We start from the raw sequence: 14,343 nt of genomic DNA on the forward strand, positions 1-14,343 counted from the left end.
CCGCTTCGTGTCAGTAGGGCTGCAGGTCGTATTCGGCCTGCAGCTTGGAGATGAGCCCGTCCACCACCGCGGTGTCCGAGGTGTGGAACCCCCACGTCGCTCCGTGGCCCCGCCGCTGGATGAGCGCGTAGGCCGCGTTCTCGGAGAGCCAGAGGATGAACTCGTGCCGCGCGATGCGGTCGTCGCCTTCCAGGAACACGGGCGTCAGCGCGGGGTGTGACTCCAGGTCGACGCGGCGGCCCAGCAGGTAGATGCGCGACGCCAAATCGGGAGGCGCGGACTCCAGCCCGGCGGCGATGTTCAGGTCCGTGCGAATCTCCGGCCCGCCCACGTACAGCAGGCCGCGCGAGCCAGGGTCCCGCATCATCTCCCGGGCAATCTCCGCCTGGAGCTCGTCGAAGAGGACGTCGGACACCTTCCCCGGCGGCTCGGCTCGGAGCGCTCGTCCACCGGCAGCCGGGGGCTGTTCGGCGTGCCCAGCAGCAGGTCCACCTCGTCCCAGAAGGGCAGCCCGTCCAGCATCAGCCGGCGCTGCAACGACGCGCGCCGCTCGTCCATGCGGCGGCGGCAGCGGTGCACCAGCTCGTCGAAGTCCTCGCCGTCCTTGGGGAAGGTGCTGGCCCCGCCCACCATCGCCAGCGGGAGGCGCTGGTCCACCTCCATGGCCTCGGGCTCCTCGCGCACGGCGGCCACGGCGCGGCGCACGAACATCAGCGCCCCGAAGAAGTCCGTCTCCGGCAGCAGGAGGTAGAACTCCTGGTCGCTCGCCTTCGCGATGACGTCCGAGTCGCGGATGATTTTACTGAGCGCCTTGATGATGCCGCGCACCGCCTTCTTCGCGTCCGCCGCGCCCTGGCGCACGCGCACCAGCGGCAGGTTGTCGATGGAGAAGGTCAGCAGGGAGAACGTCCGCCCGTAGCGCCGGGCCTTGTAGATTTCCTTGGACGCGTAGTCGGTGAAGTAGCTGAGGTTGTACGCCGCCGTCTCGCGGTCTCTCAGGCCCAGGCGCTGGAGCGCGAGCATCTTCCGGCCGTTCTTCAGGCCCACCGCCGCGAAGTCACCCAGCACGCGGGCATCGCGCGAATGCTCGGGCCGGAAGTCCCCCGACAGCGGGTCGGAGAGCTGCGCCAACCCGACGACCTCCCCCGACGCCACCAGGGGCACGTACATCACCGACGAGCGCTCGTCGCGGGCCAGCCACGGCTGGGCCTCGCGCAGGCGTCCGGACAGCGGCCCTTCCGGGCTCATCTTCTCCGCGAGGAACTGCCGGTCCAGCAGCCCGCGGTAGGCCCGCAGCACCAGGTCGCCCCGGTCGTCCACCACCCACAGCGCGGCGCTCTGCGCGTCGCAGATGGCCGCCAGCTCCGAGGTGAGCCGCTCCTGGAGCCACTCCAGGTCAGGATGGGACAGGAGCTCCAGGCAGCGCTGGTGCAGGTTGTGGAAGCGGGCGAACTCCAGGTTCTCGTCACGAAGCTGCGTCCGCTCGCGGCGCAGGGACGCGCGCTCCAGCGCCCGGTCCACGGCGAGCAGCATGTCGTTGGCGTCCACCGGCTTGGTGAGACAGTCCGCCGCGCCCGAGCGCAGCGCCACCTCCGAGTTCCGGATGTCGGTGCGATGGCTGACGAGGATGACCTCCTGGTCGGGGTCCCGCTCGCGCAGGCGCGCGGTGAGAGCGAAGCCGTCCACGCCTGGCATCACCACATCGGTGATGACCAGGTCGAACGACGTGCGTGCCGCCTCTTCGAGCGCGAGCGTTGCGTTCTCCACGGCCACCACGCGATGCCCGTTATGCGTGAGCAAGTCGCTGGCGAGCTGACGGAAGAACAGGTCGTCGTCGACGACGAGGATGGGTCCGGCCACGGCGCGTTCTGACCTGGGAGCGAGAGGAACGCGGGAGGTTACCGGCCCGAGGGAATCGCGACAACGCCCTCGAAGACGAAGGCCACCGGTCCACGGAGGCGGATGTCGGACAGGTCGGCGGGGACGCGGATGCGCAGGTCTCCCCCTGGCAGGGTGACGCGCAGCCAGGCATCGGCCGGGAGCCGTTTGGCCAGCACGGCGGCCACGGCGGACGCGCAGGCGCCCGTCCCACAGGCCTGGGTGAGGCCGCAGCCTCGCTCCCAGACCACCACGGTGAGGCCGTCCGAGTCCACACGGACGAACTCCACGTTGGTGCGGTCCGGGAAGGACGGGTGGTGCTCCAGCAGGGGCCCCAGGCGCGAGGCATCCTCCAGCGGCTGGTCCAGGAGGACCATGTGGGGATTGCCCATGCTCACCGCGTAGGCGCGCAGGGGCGGATGGCCCGGCACCAAGGCATCCAGAAAGGGCTGACCCGTGGCGCCCGAAGGCAGGTTGGGGGCGGCCAGCCGGGCGGGCCCCATGGAAATGTCCACAGCGACCACACCTCCCTCGCCATACGAGGGGTAGCAGGTGAGCACGCCCGCCCCGGTCTCCACGTCGAGGTGGCCTGGCGTCCGGCCCGAGTCATCCACCAGGAACTTCACCGCGCAGCGCAGGCCGTTGCCACACATCTCCGCGATGCTGCCGTCGGCGTTGTGCACGACCATGCGGGCGACGCCACGCTCGGAGGGCAGCAGCGCCAGCACCCCGTCCCCGCCGATGCCCAGGCGCCGGTCGCACATCCACCGCGACGTGGCGGCGTCGATGTCCTCGCCGGAGCCGCGCCGGTCCAGCACGACGAAGTCATTGCCCAGGCCCTGATACTTGAAGATGCGCTCGCGAGCTTCCACGGGCGCAATCCTAGTCGCGAGCGGCTATTCGCGCTCGCCCGGCTTCGGGGGCGTTTTCTGGGGCGGCAGGTCCAGCGCGGGCACCGCGCCTCGGGGGCGCCGCGCCGGGGCCTTGGCGCCCTGCTCCGTCCCGGCCGGGGGGACCAGCTCATTCCGGGCCGGCTCGGGCGCGTCCAACAGGGCGAAGCTGTCCGCGCGGGACGCCGGCCGCTGCGCCGCGGCCAGCTCGGCCTCGCGGTCCGCGAGCTTCTGCTGGAGGTCCTCCACCAGGGACTGGAGGAGCTCCATCTCCGCGGCCATCTCCAGCACGTCTTCGGGCTGGGAGGACACCTTGAGGGACTCCACGGTGGACAGGAGTTCGGTGCGCTCCGCCTCCAGCGCGTCCACGCGGGCCTTCTGGGACTGGAGCTGGGTTTCGAGCCCCCGGAGCTGTTCATCGAGCAGGGAGCGCTCGGTCTGGAGCAATGCGTGCTGCCCGGCCGCGCTGCCGTCGTGCTGCTGAAGCTGCTGCGTGGCCACTTCGAGCGCCTGGGACAGGCGGGTGCGCTCGGCACGCTCGGCGTCGAGGATCCGGACGGCGTCGGTGGACGCGGCTTCCAGGGCGGTGACGCGGCCTTCGAGGCGGACCCGGGCGGCGCGGGCGACGGACAGGTCGGACTGGAGGCGCTCGCGGTCGGAGTCCACACGGGCGAGGCGCTCCTGGGCGGACTGAAGCGTGGCCGCCCGCTCCGTGGCGGCGGTCAGGTCGGCGCGAAGCACATCGAGCTGGGACGTGAGCTCGGCGACGTGGGATTCCAGCGTGGCCCTGTCGGCTTGGGCACGGTCAGCGGTGTCGGCGAGCCGGGCCGCGCGGTCGCTGGCCTCTGCCAGTTGCGCGTTGAAATTCGCGGAGGCCTCGGCGAGCCGCGATTCCAGCTCCGCTTGCTGTGCCTCGAACCGGGCGTTGAGGTCCGCCATGCGGGTCTCCGACTTGGCGCGCTGTGCCTCTGCGGAGGCCGCGACTTCCGCGAGCTGGGCCTCCAGCGCCGCGCGTTCGGCCGCGGCGCGAGCAGTAGCCTCCGCGAACTGCTGCCCCGACTCCGCACGCAGCGCGTCGGAACGAGAAACAGCTTCCGCGAGCTGCGCTTCGAGTTCAGCGCGCTGCTGCTCCGTCTCTGCGCGGAGTGCATTGGCCCGTTCGACAGCATCGGCGAGTCGCGCTTCGAGCTCCGCGCGAAGGGCCTCGGAACGCGAGACGGCGTCCGAGAGCTTTCCTTCGAGTTCGGCGCGCTGGGCCTCCAGTTCGCTACGGGCCCGCGTCAGTCCATCAGCGGAGTCCGTGAGCTGGGCCTCCAGCGCGTTCGCCCTCGCCTGCTCCGTGGCGGCGGCCTCGGTCGCGCGGGCCAGCTCGGTCCGCAGCGTCTCCAGCGCGGCGCGCTCGGCTTCGAGCGAGGTCTCCATCGCGGTGGCCTTGCCCGCGAAGCGCCGCGCCGTCTCGAGCTGCACCATGAGCAACTCGGCGTTCTCCCGCTGCGCCGCGAGCCGGTCCTGCGCATCCACCAACTCGGCATCGAGCCGAGCGATGTGCATGCCCCGCTCGTTCAGGGCCGCCATGGCGCGCTGGAGCTGTGCCCCCAGACGCATGCTCTCCTGCCGCGCGGCGCCCAGATGCGCCAGTTCCTGCTGCGCCGCGGCCAAGGCCGTCCGTTCTCGGTCTCGCTCCGCCGCCAGCGCTTCGATTTCGCCCTGCTGCTGCTCCGCCCGAGCAAGCGCGTCGTCCAGCGCCCGCTCGACCGCGGAGAGTCGCTCCTGCGCGGCGGCTTCCTGTCGGGTCAGCGCCTCGCGAGCCTCGGCGGCGGCCTCACTGATACGGCCCGCCTCCGCCTCACGCGCCGCGACCTGCTCACGCAACTGGGCGACCTGCGTCTCCAGCGCCTCGATGGTTCCCGCACGCTCGGCGAGCTGGGCATCCGCCGCGCTTCGGACCGACTCGAGGTCCGCCAGGGACTGAGCCAGCGCGACCGCACGCGCCGCGTCCGACTCCTGCGCCGCGCGCGCCTCCGAGAGCTGGGACTCCAACGCCGAGCGCTGTTCCTTCGCGGTGTCCTCCGCCCACGCTCGCTCCGACTCCAGGCGCGTCACGGTATCGCGCAGCTCCTGCTCGCGAGCCTCGGCCGCCGGCGCTGCGCTTCGAGCGCGCGCTCCTGCTCAGCCATGACACGTTCGGCGGCAGCCAGCCGCTCCTGCCGGGCCTGGTCGCGCTCGGACGCCTCCGTGCGCAGCGTTTGCAGCGCGGACTCCGCTTCGGTTCGCGTGCGTTGCTCCGCTTCGAGCACCGCGCGGACCTGCGCCAACGCGGCTTCGGCCTCGGCACGGCCCTGCTGCTCGGACTCCAGTGCCGAGCGAGTCTGTCCAAGCGCGGCACCGGTATCGGCGCGAGTCTGCTGCTCCGCTTCGAGCGTCGCACGCGACTGCGCCAGTGCAGACTCAGCCTGAGCGCGAGCCTGCTGCTCCGCGGCAAGCGCCTCACGGGCCTGGGACAGGGCGGCCTCGATGGCCGCGCGAGCCTGCTGCTCCGCGGTGAGCGATTCACGAGACCGCGACAGGGCGGTCTCGAGCTCGATGAGCGTCTGCTGTTCCGCCGTCAGCGACTCACGCGACTGCGACAGGGCCGTCTCAAGCTCGGCACGAGCCTGCTGCTCCGCCGTCAACGACTCACGCGACTGCGACAGGGCCGTCTCAAGCTCGGCACGAGCCTGCTGCTCCGCCTCGAGTGCCGCGCGAGCCTGTGCAAGAACGGACTCGGTCTCCGCGCGAGCCTGCTGTTCCGCAACGAACGCCTCGCGAGACTGCGCCAGCACGGCCTCGGTCTCCGCGCGAGCCTGCTGTTCCGCCGCGAACGCCTCACGCGACTCCGCCAGCACGGCCTCGGTCTCGGCGCGCGTCTGCTGTTCCGCAGTCAGCGCAGCACGCGCCTCGGCCAGGGAGGCTTCGGCATCGGCCAGCGACTGCTGTTCCGCCCCGAGCGTCGCACGGAGTTGAGCCAGCGCGGCTTCCGCCCCCGTGCGGGCCTGCTGCTCCACCCCAAGCAACCCCTGCACGCGGGCCAGCTCGGCCTCGCCATCGCCGCGCCCCTGGCGTTCGACGTCCAGGTCCGCACGAACCTGGGCAAGCGCCTCACGCTCCGCTGCGAGCGCCTCCTGCGCCTGGGCACGCGCCTCGCGCTCGGAAGCCGCCTCGGCCTGGAGCCGGGTGACGACCTCGTCCGCGCCGAAGGCTCGCTCCCGCATCGCGGTGAGCTCTGCGGCCAGCCGTTCACGCTCCTCACGTTCGGAAGCGAGCGCCGTCTGGCCCCGAGCCTCGTGCCGGACCAGCGCCTCCTGGGCCGAGACCAGCTCCGCCTCGGTCCGCTCGCGCGCCGCCAGCGCCTCGTCCAAGCGAGCCTGAGCCTCTACAAGCGAGTCCTCCGCCTGAGCCCGTCGCTCCGACTCCGCGGTGAGCGCCACCTCCAACCGCGCGCGCTCTTGCCCCTCCACTTGGAGCAGCGCCTGCGCATCCCCGAGCGCCGCTTCCCACCGAGCGCGCCGCTCCTCTTCGGAAGCAAGCGCGTCCCGAACCTGGCTCAGCGTCTGGCGAGCCTCATCCAGTCCAGCCCGAGTCTCAGCGAGCGTCGCCTCGGCATCGCTGCGCCGCGACTGCTCGGCCTCGAGCTGCGCACGCAGCGCCTCCAACGCACGGGCCCGCCCCTCCTGCTCGGAGTCCAGCGAGTCCCGGACCTCCGCCAGGGAGTTCTCCAGCGCCGTGCGCCGAGCAACCTCCGCGTCCAACGCTTCACGGGTCCGCGAGAGCGTGGCCTCGGCCTCCGTCAGCCGCTGCGCCGCGCCCTCCAGCTTCCCACGCGCCAGCCGCAGCGCCTCTTCCACCGCGGCCCGGGCCTCACGCTCCGAGTCCAGTTCCCCGCGAACGCGCCCGAGCTGTTCCTCCGACGCCTGCCATTCCAGGTGCGCGGACTCCAGCTCCTCACGGGCGGTCCGCAGCGCGGACTCCAGCTCCTCCGCGCGCTCCGAGGACTGCCGCCCCGTACGAGCGTGCGAGGAAGCCTCGGCCTCCAGCTCCACCACGCGCCGGACCAGGGCCGCGCGCTCCTCCGCCAGCTCCTGCCGCCGGGCCTCGACCTCGCCCTTCGCGGAGACCTCATCAAGGACCTGCTGCTCCAGCGCCGTCGCCCGAGCCCGCTCGTCCTCCAGCTCGCGCTCCAGCGACGTCAGCCGGGCCTGGAGCGCGTCCCGCTCCGTCTCCAGTGCCTGCCCCAGGCGCTCCTCGGTCCGAGCGCGCTCCGCCTCCAGCGCCTCCAACCGCTGCGAGGCGTGATGAAGCGACTCCTCCCACTTCTGCGCCGTGGCCCGCGCGGAAGCCTCCGCGTGCGTCAGGGCCTCCACCTCCTGGCCCAGGCGGGACTGCGACTCGCGAGCGGCGGCCAGCTCCGTCTCCAGGCCCCGGACCTCCGCCTGGAGCGACTCCAGCCGCGACTCCGCGTCCTTCCGAGCTCCCTCCGCCGAGGCCGTCCGCTGCCGCGCGTCCACCAGCTCCCGAGCCGTGCGCGCCAGCTCCGCGTCCTTCACGGAGACGGCGGCGCCCGCGTCCCGGGACGTCTCCGCCGCCTGAGCCGCCTCGGCCTTCAGGTGCTCCACGGCCGCCAGGGCCGCCGAGTATTGCTCCGCGATGCGCAGCTCCCGCTCGCGCGCGGCCTCCGCGGCACGCCGCCGGTCCTCGGACTGCTCCACGGCGCGCTCGGCCGCCAGCCGGTCCCGCTCGCGCTCGATGCGCAGCGTGGCCTGCTCCTCCTGGAGGTCCCGCACCTGCGTATACGCCTGCGTCAGCCGCTCGCGGGCCTCCTCGAGAGAAGCCGCCGTCTCCTCACGACGAGCACGCTCCAGCCGCAGTGCCTCCTGGGCCGCCAACACCTGCACGCCCGCGTCCGCCTGGGCGCGCTGCGCGGCCTCCACCTCCAGCCGCTGCGCCGCCAGCCGCCGGTCCGCGTCGGCCAGCCGCTCCTGCGCCACCTGGAGCTCCAGCTCGCGGCGCCGCAGCTTCCCGGACAGGTCGTCCCGCTCGCGCTGTGCCTCCTGGCTCCCTCGCGCCTGCTCCAACTGCGCGGTGAGCCGGGCCACCTCATCACGGGCCGTCTCCAAGGAGGGACGCAGCGACGCCGCCTCCGCCTCCCGGTCCGTCAGCTCCGCGCGGAGCTTCGTCAGCGACTCCTTCAGCCGGCCGCTGCGCTCCTCCCAGGACTTCGCGCGCGCCACCACTTCATCGAGCTTGCCCCGCGTGAAGGCCAGCGGCTCGGGAGGCAGCTGCACCCAGGTCGGGTCCACCACGCGCGCCGGGTCCTGCCCCGCCACCACCAGGAAGTAGGCGGCCTCGCTGTGATTCACCAGGGTGCCGTCCACCTGGAGCCCTTCGCCCCGCTCGAAGGCGAGCTGGTAGCCCAGCACCGGGGACTGCGTGGCCACCTCCACCTGGGCGAAGTGGACCGACAGGGCGTCCAGCAGTTGACCATAGGTGGGCGGCACGCCCTCCTCGGCCTCCAGCAACTGGGGCAACGCGAGCCCCGCGACGTTGCGCAGGCCGCCCACGAGGAAGCCCTGCTTCGTCACCAGCCTCGCCAGCTCCGCCAGCAGCTCCGGCGCCTTCACGTACGGCGCCAGATCCGCGACCAGCACCACATCGAAGCTGCCCGACTCGAAGTCATCGTAGACGTTGGCCCGGAAGCGCAAGGCGGGACCGCCGTGCGCCTTTTGCGCGGCCTCGACTGCCGCTACATCCCTGTCGCACGACACGACCGCGCGCGCGCCTCTCTCCACGAGGAAGCGTGCGCTCTCGCCCCCGGTGGAGGCGACCGCATCGACTTCCAGGACCCGTCGACGGGCGAAGAGGCTCTCCGCGAAAATGTAGCGGGGCAGCAGCTCGCTGGGCCCCAAGCGGCGGAATGTGTGGTGCATCGGTGTGTTCGGGAGTGGGAGTATACCCCCGGGCAGGCGCGCCCCAAGTTAAGCGCCGGGGCTGGAAATGGGCCTCGCGCTCGTACGTCAGGAGGGCAGGCGACATGAACGGAACGGCACAACAGGGATTCGGCTATCGGGCGCGGCGTACCTTCACGCGGCTCCTCGTCTTCACTCTCATCCTGGGCCTGGGCGGCGTGGTCGTCTTCCTCCTCTCCCAGCTCAACGCGCGCACCTTCACCCTGGCCCTCCAGGACGGGCAGCTGGTGGTGATGAAGGGCCGCAACGCCCCCATGGGCGCGGTCCCCTACCGGACCGGGGACCCGCGGCTGGCGGACGCCTATGCGCCCGTCGCCATTGAAGGCCAGGACGTCTCGGCCCTCCTGACGCGCAAGTTCACCGACCGGGACGAGCTGGACCAGGCCCTGTTCCCCGTCCTGGAGAGCCTGGCCCGGCCGCGCATCGCGTCGGACGAGCCGGCCCGGGTCGACCAGGGCCTCTACTACCTCCGGCGCGCGGAGAAGCTCTCCGGCATCACCGAGGAACAGCGCCTGACGCTCCAGAAGCACATGGTGGACGTGGCCTACTACCAGGCCCGGCAGAAGCTGGAGGACGCCCGCCGGCTGGTCAGCGAGGCCCTCACCCAGCTCAAGCTGGCCGCGGAGAGTCAGAGCCGCCACGCGCGCAGCGCCAACCAGATGCTGTCCGTCGTGGCCCCGCCGGCCCGCGACTTGGAGGAGTCGCTGCGGCGCGCCGTGCACACCCTCAGCGGCCCCCAGGCGGCCCCCAGGCGCCGTCCCAGCCCGCGCCGCAGCCCGCCCCCACCGCGCCGCCCCCGGCCCCCACGCCGCAGCCGGAGACCACCGGGGAGGCCCTGGACGGAGCCCCCAGGCCCCCGCCGGGACGGATGCGGGCGGTGTGGTTCCAACCCCTCCGTAGGGCCCTTTCTGACCGTCCACGGTGGATTCCAGGTGGCCCACACTCCACGTTCCTGAGTGGGGTCACCGAGTGTTCACGGAATGACTGCGAGATCGTCTCGGAGATCGATCATAGATTGCACGGGCCATGCCGGACCGAGCACTAGATCTCGCGTTGACAGGCTGGGTACCCCCCCATAGCTTGTGGCTGGTCGATGGCGCCCCACCAGCCGATGTGGCTGAGAGCGGGGAAGAGGAGGGACTGTGGGTTTCTTGCTTACAACATCGGTCTGCCCCATAAATCCCCCCAGACACACCGTCGACTCCAGCCGCTAGTCCCGTCCCGCCGGAACGGGACTTACCTGAACAATTTTCCAGTAACGTGGTGGGGAAGTCCGCTTCCCTGGACAGGCCTCGTGTCTGCCCGAAGCGCCCTGCTTTTGTCTGGAGTGAGCCGCTCGTGAACTTCGATACGCCCGTGAAGCCGTCCGCCAACATGTCTGTCCCGCCCGTCACCTCCGGTCCGTCCACGCCGGCGACGACGACAGCGCCGACGGGCGCCGCTGCTTCGGGCGCGGTTGCTTCCGAGCCCACGGCGGGCGACTTCAGCGCCACCTCCATGCGGGTGCGTAAGCGCAACGGCGGCACGGAGACGGTGGACCTCAACAAGATTGTGCGCGCCGTGGGGCGCTCCTGCGTGGGCCTGCCCCGCGTGGACGCGATGCGCGTGGCCACCAAGACCATTTCCGGCCTGTATGACGGCGCGACGACGCGCGAGCTGGACAGCCTCTCCATCCAGACGGCCGCCGCCCTCATCGTCGAGGAGCCCGAGTACGGCCGCCTCTCCGCGCGCCTGCTGGCCACCTTCATTCAGAAGGAAGTCAGCAACCAGGACATCCACTCCTTCAGCCAGTCCGTCGCCGCGGGCCACAAGCACGGGCTCATCGCGGACCGGCTGCTCCAGTTCGTCCAGGCCAACGCGCGCAAGCTCAACGCGGCCATCGACCCGTCGCGCAACGACCTCTTCGAGTACTTCGGCCTGCGCACCGTCTACGACCGGTACCTGCTGAAGAACCCGCAGACGCGCGAGGTGCTGGAGACGCCGCAGGAGTTCTTCCTCCGCGTGGCCAGCGCGCTCAGCGGCGGCAATGTGAATGAGGCCATCGAGCTGTACCGGCTGTTCAGCTCGCTGGAGTACCTGCCCAGCTCCCCCACCCTGTTCAACTCGGGCACGCGCCACGAGCAGCTTTCGAGCTGCTTCCTGCTGGACTCGCCCGCGGACGAGCTGGACGCCATCTACAAGAAGTATTCGGACATCGCGATGCTGTCGAAGTTCTCCGGCGGCATCGGCGTGGCGTACCACCGGGTGCGCGCGCGCGGCTCGCTCATCAAGTCCACCAACGGGCACTCCAACGGCATCGTCCCCTGGCTGAAGACGCTGGACGCCTCCGTGGCGGCGGTGAACCAGGGCGGCAAGCGCAAGGGCGCGTGCTGCGTGTACCTGGAGACGTGGCACGCGGACATCGAGGACTTCCTCGAGCTGCGTGAGAACACCGGCGACGACGCGCGCCGCACGCACAACCTGAACCTGGCCAACTGGGTGCCGGACCTCTTCATGAAGCGCGTGGAGGCGGACGGCGACTGGAGCCTGTTCGACCCGAAGTCCGTCCCCCACTTCACGGACCTGTACGGCGACGCCTTCGAGCAGGCCTACGCGAAGGCGGAGGCGGACGGCCTGGCCATGCGCAAGGTGAAGGCGCGTGACCTCTACGCCCGGATGATGAAGTGCCTGGCGCAGACGGGTAACGGCTGGATGACCTTCAAGGACATCAGCAACCGCAAGAGCAACCAGACGGGCAAGGCGGGCAACGTCATCCACCTGTCCAACCTGTGCACCGAAATCCTGGAGGTGACGAGCCAGGGTGAGACGGCGGTGTGCAACCTGGGCTCGCTGAACCTGAGCCGGATGCTGGTGGACGGGAAGTTCGACTTCGAGCGGCTGCGCGCCAATGCCCAGCTCGCGATGCGGCAGCTCGACCGCGTCATCGACCTGAACTACTACCCCATCCCCACGGCGGCTTCGTCCAACAAGCGCTGGCGCCCGGTGGGCCTGGGCCTGATGGGGCTCCAGGACGTCTTCTTCCAGCTCAAGCTGGCCTTCGACTCGGCGGAGGCGCGTGCGCTCTCCAAGAAGATTTCGGAGGAAATCTACTTCGCGGCGCTGACCACGTCCTGCGAGCTGGCCGAGCAGTACGGCGCCCACGAGTCCTTCGCGGAGACGCGGGCGGCCAAGGGCGAGCTCCAGTTCGACCACTGGGGCGTGGTGCCCGAGGACACGGCGCGCTGGGACGCGCTGCGCCAGCGCATCATGAAGCACGGCCTGCGCAACTCGCTGATGATTGCCATTGCCCCCACGGCGACGATTGCGTCCATCGTGGGCTGCTACGAGTGCATCGAGCCGCAGGTGTCCAACCTGTTCAAGCGCGAGACGCTGTCGGGTGACTTCCTCCAGGTGAACCGCTACCTGGTGCGCGACCTCCAGGCGCTGGGGCTGTGGAACGAGAACATCCGCAACCGCATCAAGATGGCGGAAGGCAGCGTGCAGGACATTACGGAGCTGCCGGAGAACCTGCGCGCGGTGTACCGCACGGCGTGGGAGCTGCCGATGCGCTCGCTGCTGGACATGGGCGCGGACCGCGGCGCGTTCATCGACCAGAGCCAGTCGCTCAACCTCTTCGTGGAGACGCCGAACATCGGGAAGCTGTCCTCGATGTACTTCTACGCGTGGCAGAAGGGCCTGAAGACCACCTACTACCTGCGCTCGCGTCCGGCGACGCGGATTGCGAAGGCGACGGTGGGCGCGGGTGGTGGCGCCAGCATGGCGCAGGCGGCCCCTGCCCCGGTGGCGAAGGCGACCGAGGCCGAGGCAGTGGCCTGCTCGCTGGAGAACCCGGAAGCGTGCGAGGCCTGCCAGTAGGTCTGGGACGTTGGCGGTTTTGCTTTTTGAAGAACGACTGAGTCACCGCGCCGCAGCGCGAGGAGCACGGAAGCAATGCTGTTGAACCCTGGCCTCAATCTCACGCTGCGCCCGATGGCGTATCCGCAGTTCTTCGAGATGTACCGGAACGCCATCAAGAACACCTGGACCGTGGAGGAGGTGGACTTCTCCACGGACCTGGTGGACCTGCGCTCGAAGATGACGGACGCGGAGCGCCACCTCATCCACCGGCTGGTGGCGTTCTTCGCGACGGGTGACAGCATCGTCGGCAACAACCTGGTGCTGAACCTGTACAAGCACCTGAACGCCCCTGAGGCGCGGATGTACCTGTCGCGCCAGCTCTACGAGGAGGCGCTGCACGTCCAGTTCTACCTGACGCTGCTGGACACCTACGTGCCGGACCCGGCGGAGCGGGCGATGGCCTTCGCGGCCGTCGACAACATCCCCTCCATCCAGCGCAAGGCGCAGTTCTGCATGAAGTGGATGGACAGCATCCAGGGGCTGGACACGCTGCAGACGAAGGCGCACCGGCGGCAGTTCCTGCTGAACCTCATCTGCTTCGCGGGCTGCATTGAAGGCCTCTTCTTCTTCGCGGCCTTCGCCTACGTGTACTTCCTGCGCAGCAAGGGCCTGTTGAACGGCCTGGCGGCGGGCACCAACTGGGTGTTCCGGGACGAGAGCGCGCACATGGGGTTCGCGTTCGAGGCCATCCAGGTGGCGCGCAAGGAGGAGCCGGACCTCTTCGACGCGCAGATGGAGCGCGACGTGGTGGCCATGCTCCGCGAAGCCGTGGAGTGCGAGACGCAGTTCGCCCAGGACCTGCTGAGCGGCGGCGTCATGGGCCTGTCCGTGCAGGACATGCGCGGTTACCTGGAGTACGTGGCGGACCAGCGGCTCCAGATGCTGGGCATGTCGCCGGTGTTCGGCACGAAGAACCCGCTGCACTTCATGGACCTGCAGGACGTGCAGGAGCTCACGAACTTCTTCGAGCGCCGCGTGTCGTCGTACCAGGTGGCCGTGGGGGTTGGTGCGGCCACGGACGTCGTGCTCGACGCGGCGTTCTGAGCGGCTGTGCGATGTGTCCCGGGGCGCGGCTTCAGGCGCCCCGGTTGAGGTCAGCGCGCGGTTCAGTCAGCGTTCTGCAGTTAGACTCGCTCTGCAGCCTCAAGCCTCATGGCCTGCGTTCCCGCCTCGGTGAGCGCGATGGTGAATGGGCCCAATACAACGACTTCGGGTTGAGCCCCTGCTGCGATGGCGGCGTCGAGTTTATCAAGCAGAACGCTCCGGTTGATGATCGCGTCGAGCAGATTTTCGCTGAGCCCTCGACCGTCGAGAGTGCGCTTCGCAAGGCGGCTCGCCTCAAACCAGAGCGGGTCCTGGGCCAGCACGACGTCATACGTCGCCGGGCCGTTCCACTCGACGAACTGAACAGACGCGGGGACCTTCGCGCCCACGTTCGTAGCGCAAGCAGCGCCAAAAGCCTTCGGGATGTAGACCACGAGCTTTTCTGCCTCGAGCAGCGATGCACCTTGGGCTTGAAGCTCACGCTGAATGACGTCGACCAGCTGGTCAGCATGCTCAGCGAAAGCCGCGACCGCTCTGCTCACGTCGACGCCGCCCTGGAGGAGCAGGAACAGGCGGTTGCAGAGGAGCCCCTGAGCCCGAGGCAAGTAAGCCCGATATACTTCGGTGCACAG

Annotated in this window: 7 protein-coding genes and 1 pseudogene; 3 read left to right on the top strand and 5 right to left on the bottom strand. The window is 70.2% G+C overall.

From position 1 onward, the window contains the following. Positions 1–10: 10 nt before the first annotated feature. The 4 genes and pseudogenes from QEG98_RS27060 to QEG98_RS27075 all read right to left on the bottom strand — a co-directional run bounded on the left by QEG98_RS27060 (position 11) and on the right by QEG98_RS27075 (position 8,731). Positions 11–1,860: pseudogene (locus QEG98_RS27060) on the bottom strand (response regulator). A gap of 38 nt (positions 1,861–1,898) precedes the next feature. Next, positions 1,899–2,750 carry a diaminopimelate epimerase gene (gene dapF / locus QEG98_RS27065; protein WP_316563338.1) on the bottom strand — a complete coding sequence of 284 codons (852 nt, stop codon included), beginning with the start codon at positions 2,748–2,750 and terminating at the stop codon, positions 1,899–1,901. Between the two features lie 24 nt (positions 2,751–2,774). Further along, positions 2,775–4,871 carry a hypothetical protein gene (locus QEG98_RS27070; protein WP_316563339.1) on the bottom strand — a complete coding sequence of 699 codons (2,097 nt, stop codon included), beginning with the start codon at positions 4,869–4,871 and terminating at the stop codon, positions 2,775–2,777. Continuing rightward, the gene (locus tag QEG98_RS27075) at positions 4,868–8,731 is read right to left on the bottom strand and encodes a methyltransferase domain-containing protein (RefSeq protein WP_316563340.1); all 3,864 of its coding nucleotides are present in this window, start codon (positions 8,729–8,731) and stop codon (positions 4,868–4,870) included. Before QEG98_RS27075 ends, QEG98_RS27070 begins: the two co-directional genes overlap by 4 nt. Before the next feature lie 104 nt (positions 8,732–8,835). Here QEG98_RS27075 and QEG98_RS27080 point away from each other — a divergent pair, with 104 nt between their 5' ends. The 3 genes from QEG98_RS27080 (at position 8,836) to QEG98_RS27090 (ending at position 13,711) form a co-directional block, all read left to right on the top strand. Then, positions 8,836–9,726: an IF-2 protein gene (locus QEG98_RS27080; protein WP_316563341.1), complete on the top strand. Its 891-nt coding sequence runs from the start codon at positions 8,836–8,838 to the stop codon at positions 9,724–9,726. 382 nt (positions 9,727–10,108) lie between these two features. Further along, entirely contained in the window at positions 10,109–12,625 is a 2,517-nt protein-coding gene (locus QEG98_RS27085) for a ribonucleoside-diphosphate reductase subunit alpha (RefSeq protein WP_316563342.1), read from the top strand. Between the two features lie 75 nt (positions 12,626–12,700). Continuing rightward, the gene (locus QEG98_RS27090) at positions 12,701–13,711 is read left to right on the top strand and encodes a ribonucleotide-diphosphate reductase subunit beta (protein WP_316563343.1); all 1,011 of its coding nucleotides are present in this window, start codon (positions 12,701–12,703) and stop codon (positions 13,709–13,711) included. Between the two features lie 80 nt (positions 13,712–13,791). On the opposite strand, the gene QEG98_RS27095 is transcribed toward QEG98_RS27090, so the two are convergent. Then, entirely contained in the window at positions 13,792–14,253 is a 462-nt protein-coding gene (locus tag QEG98_RS27095) for a hypothetical protein (protein ID WP_316563344.1), read from the bottom strand. Positions 14,254–14,343 lie beyond the last annotated feature (90 nt).

The sequence above is a fragment of the Myxococcus sp. MxC21-1 genome (assembly GCF_032612255.1).
Classification (GTDB): Bacteria; Myxococcota; Myxococcia; order Myxococcales; family Myxococcaceae; genus Myxococcus; species Myxococcus virescens.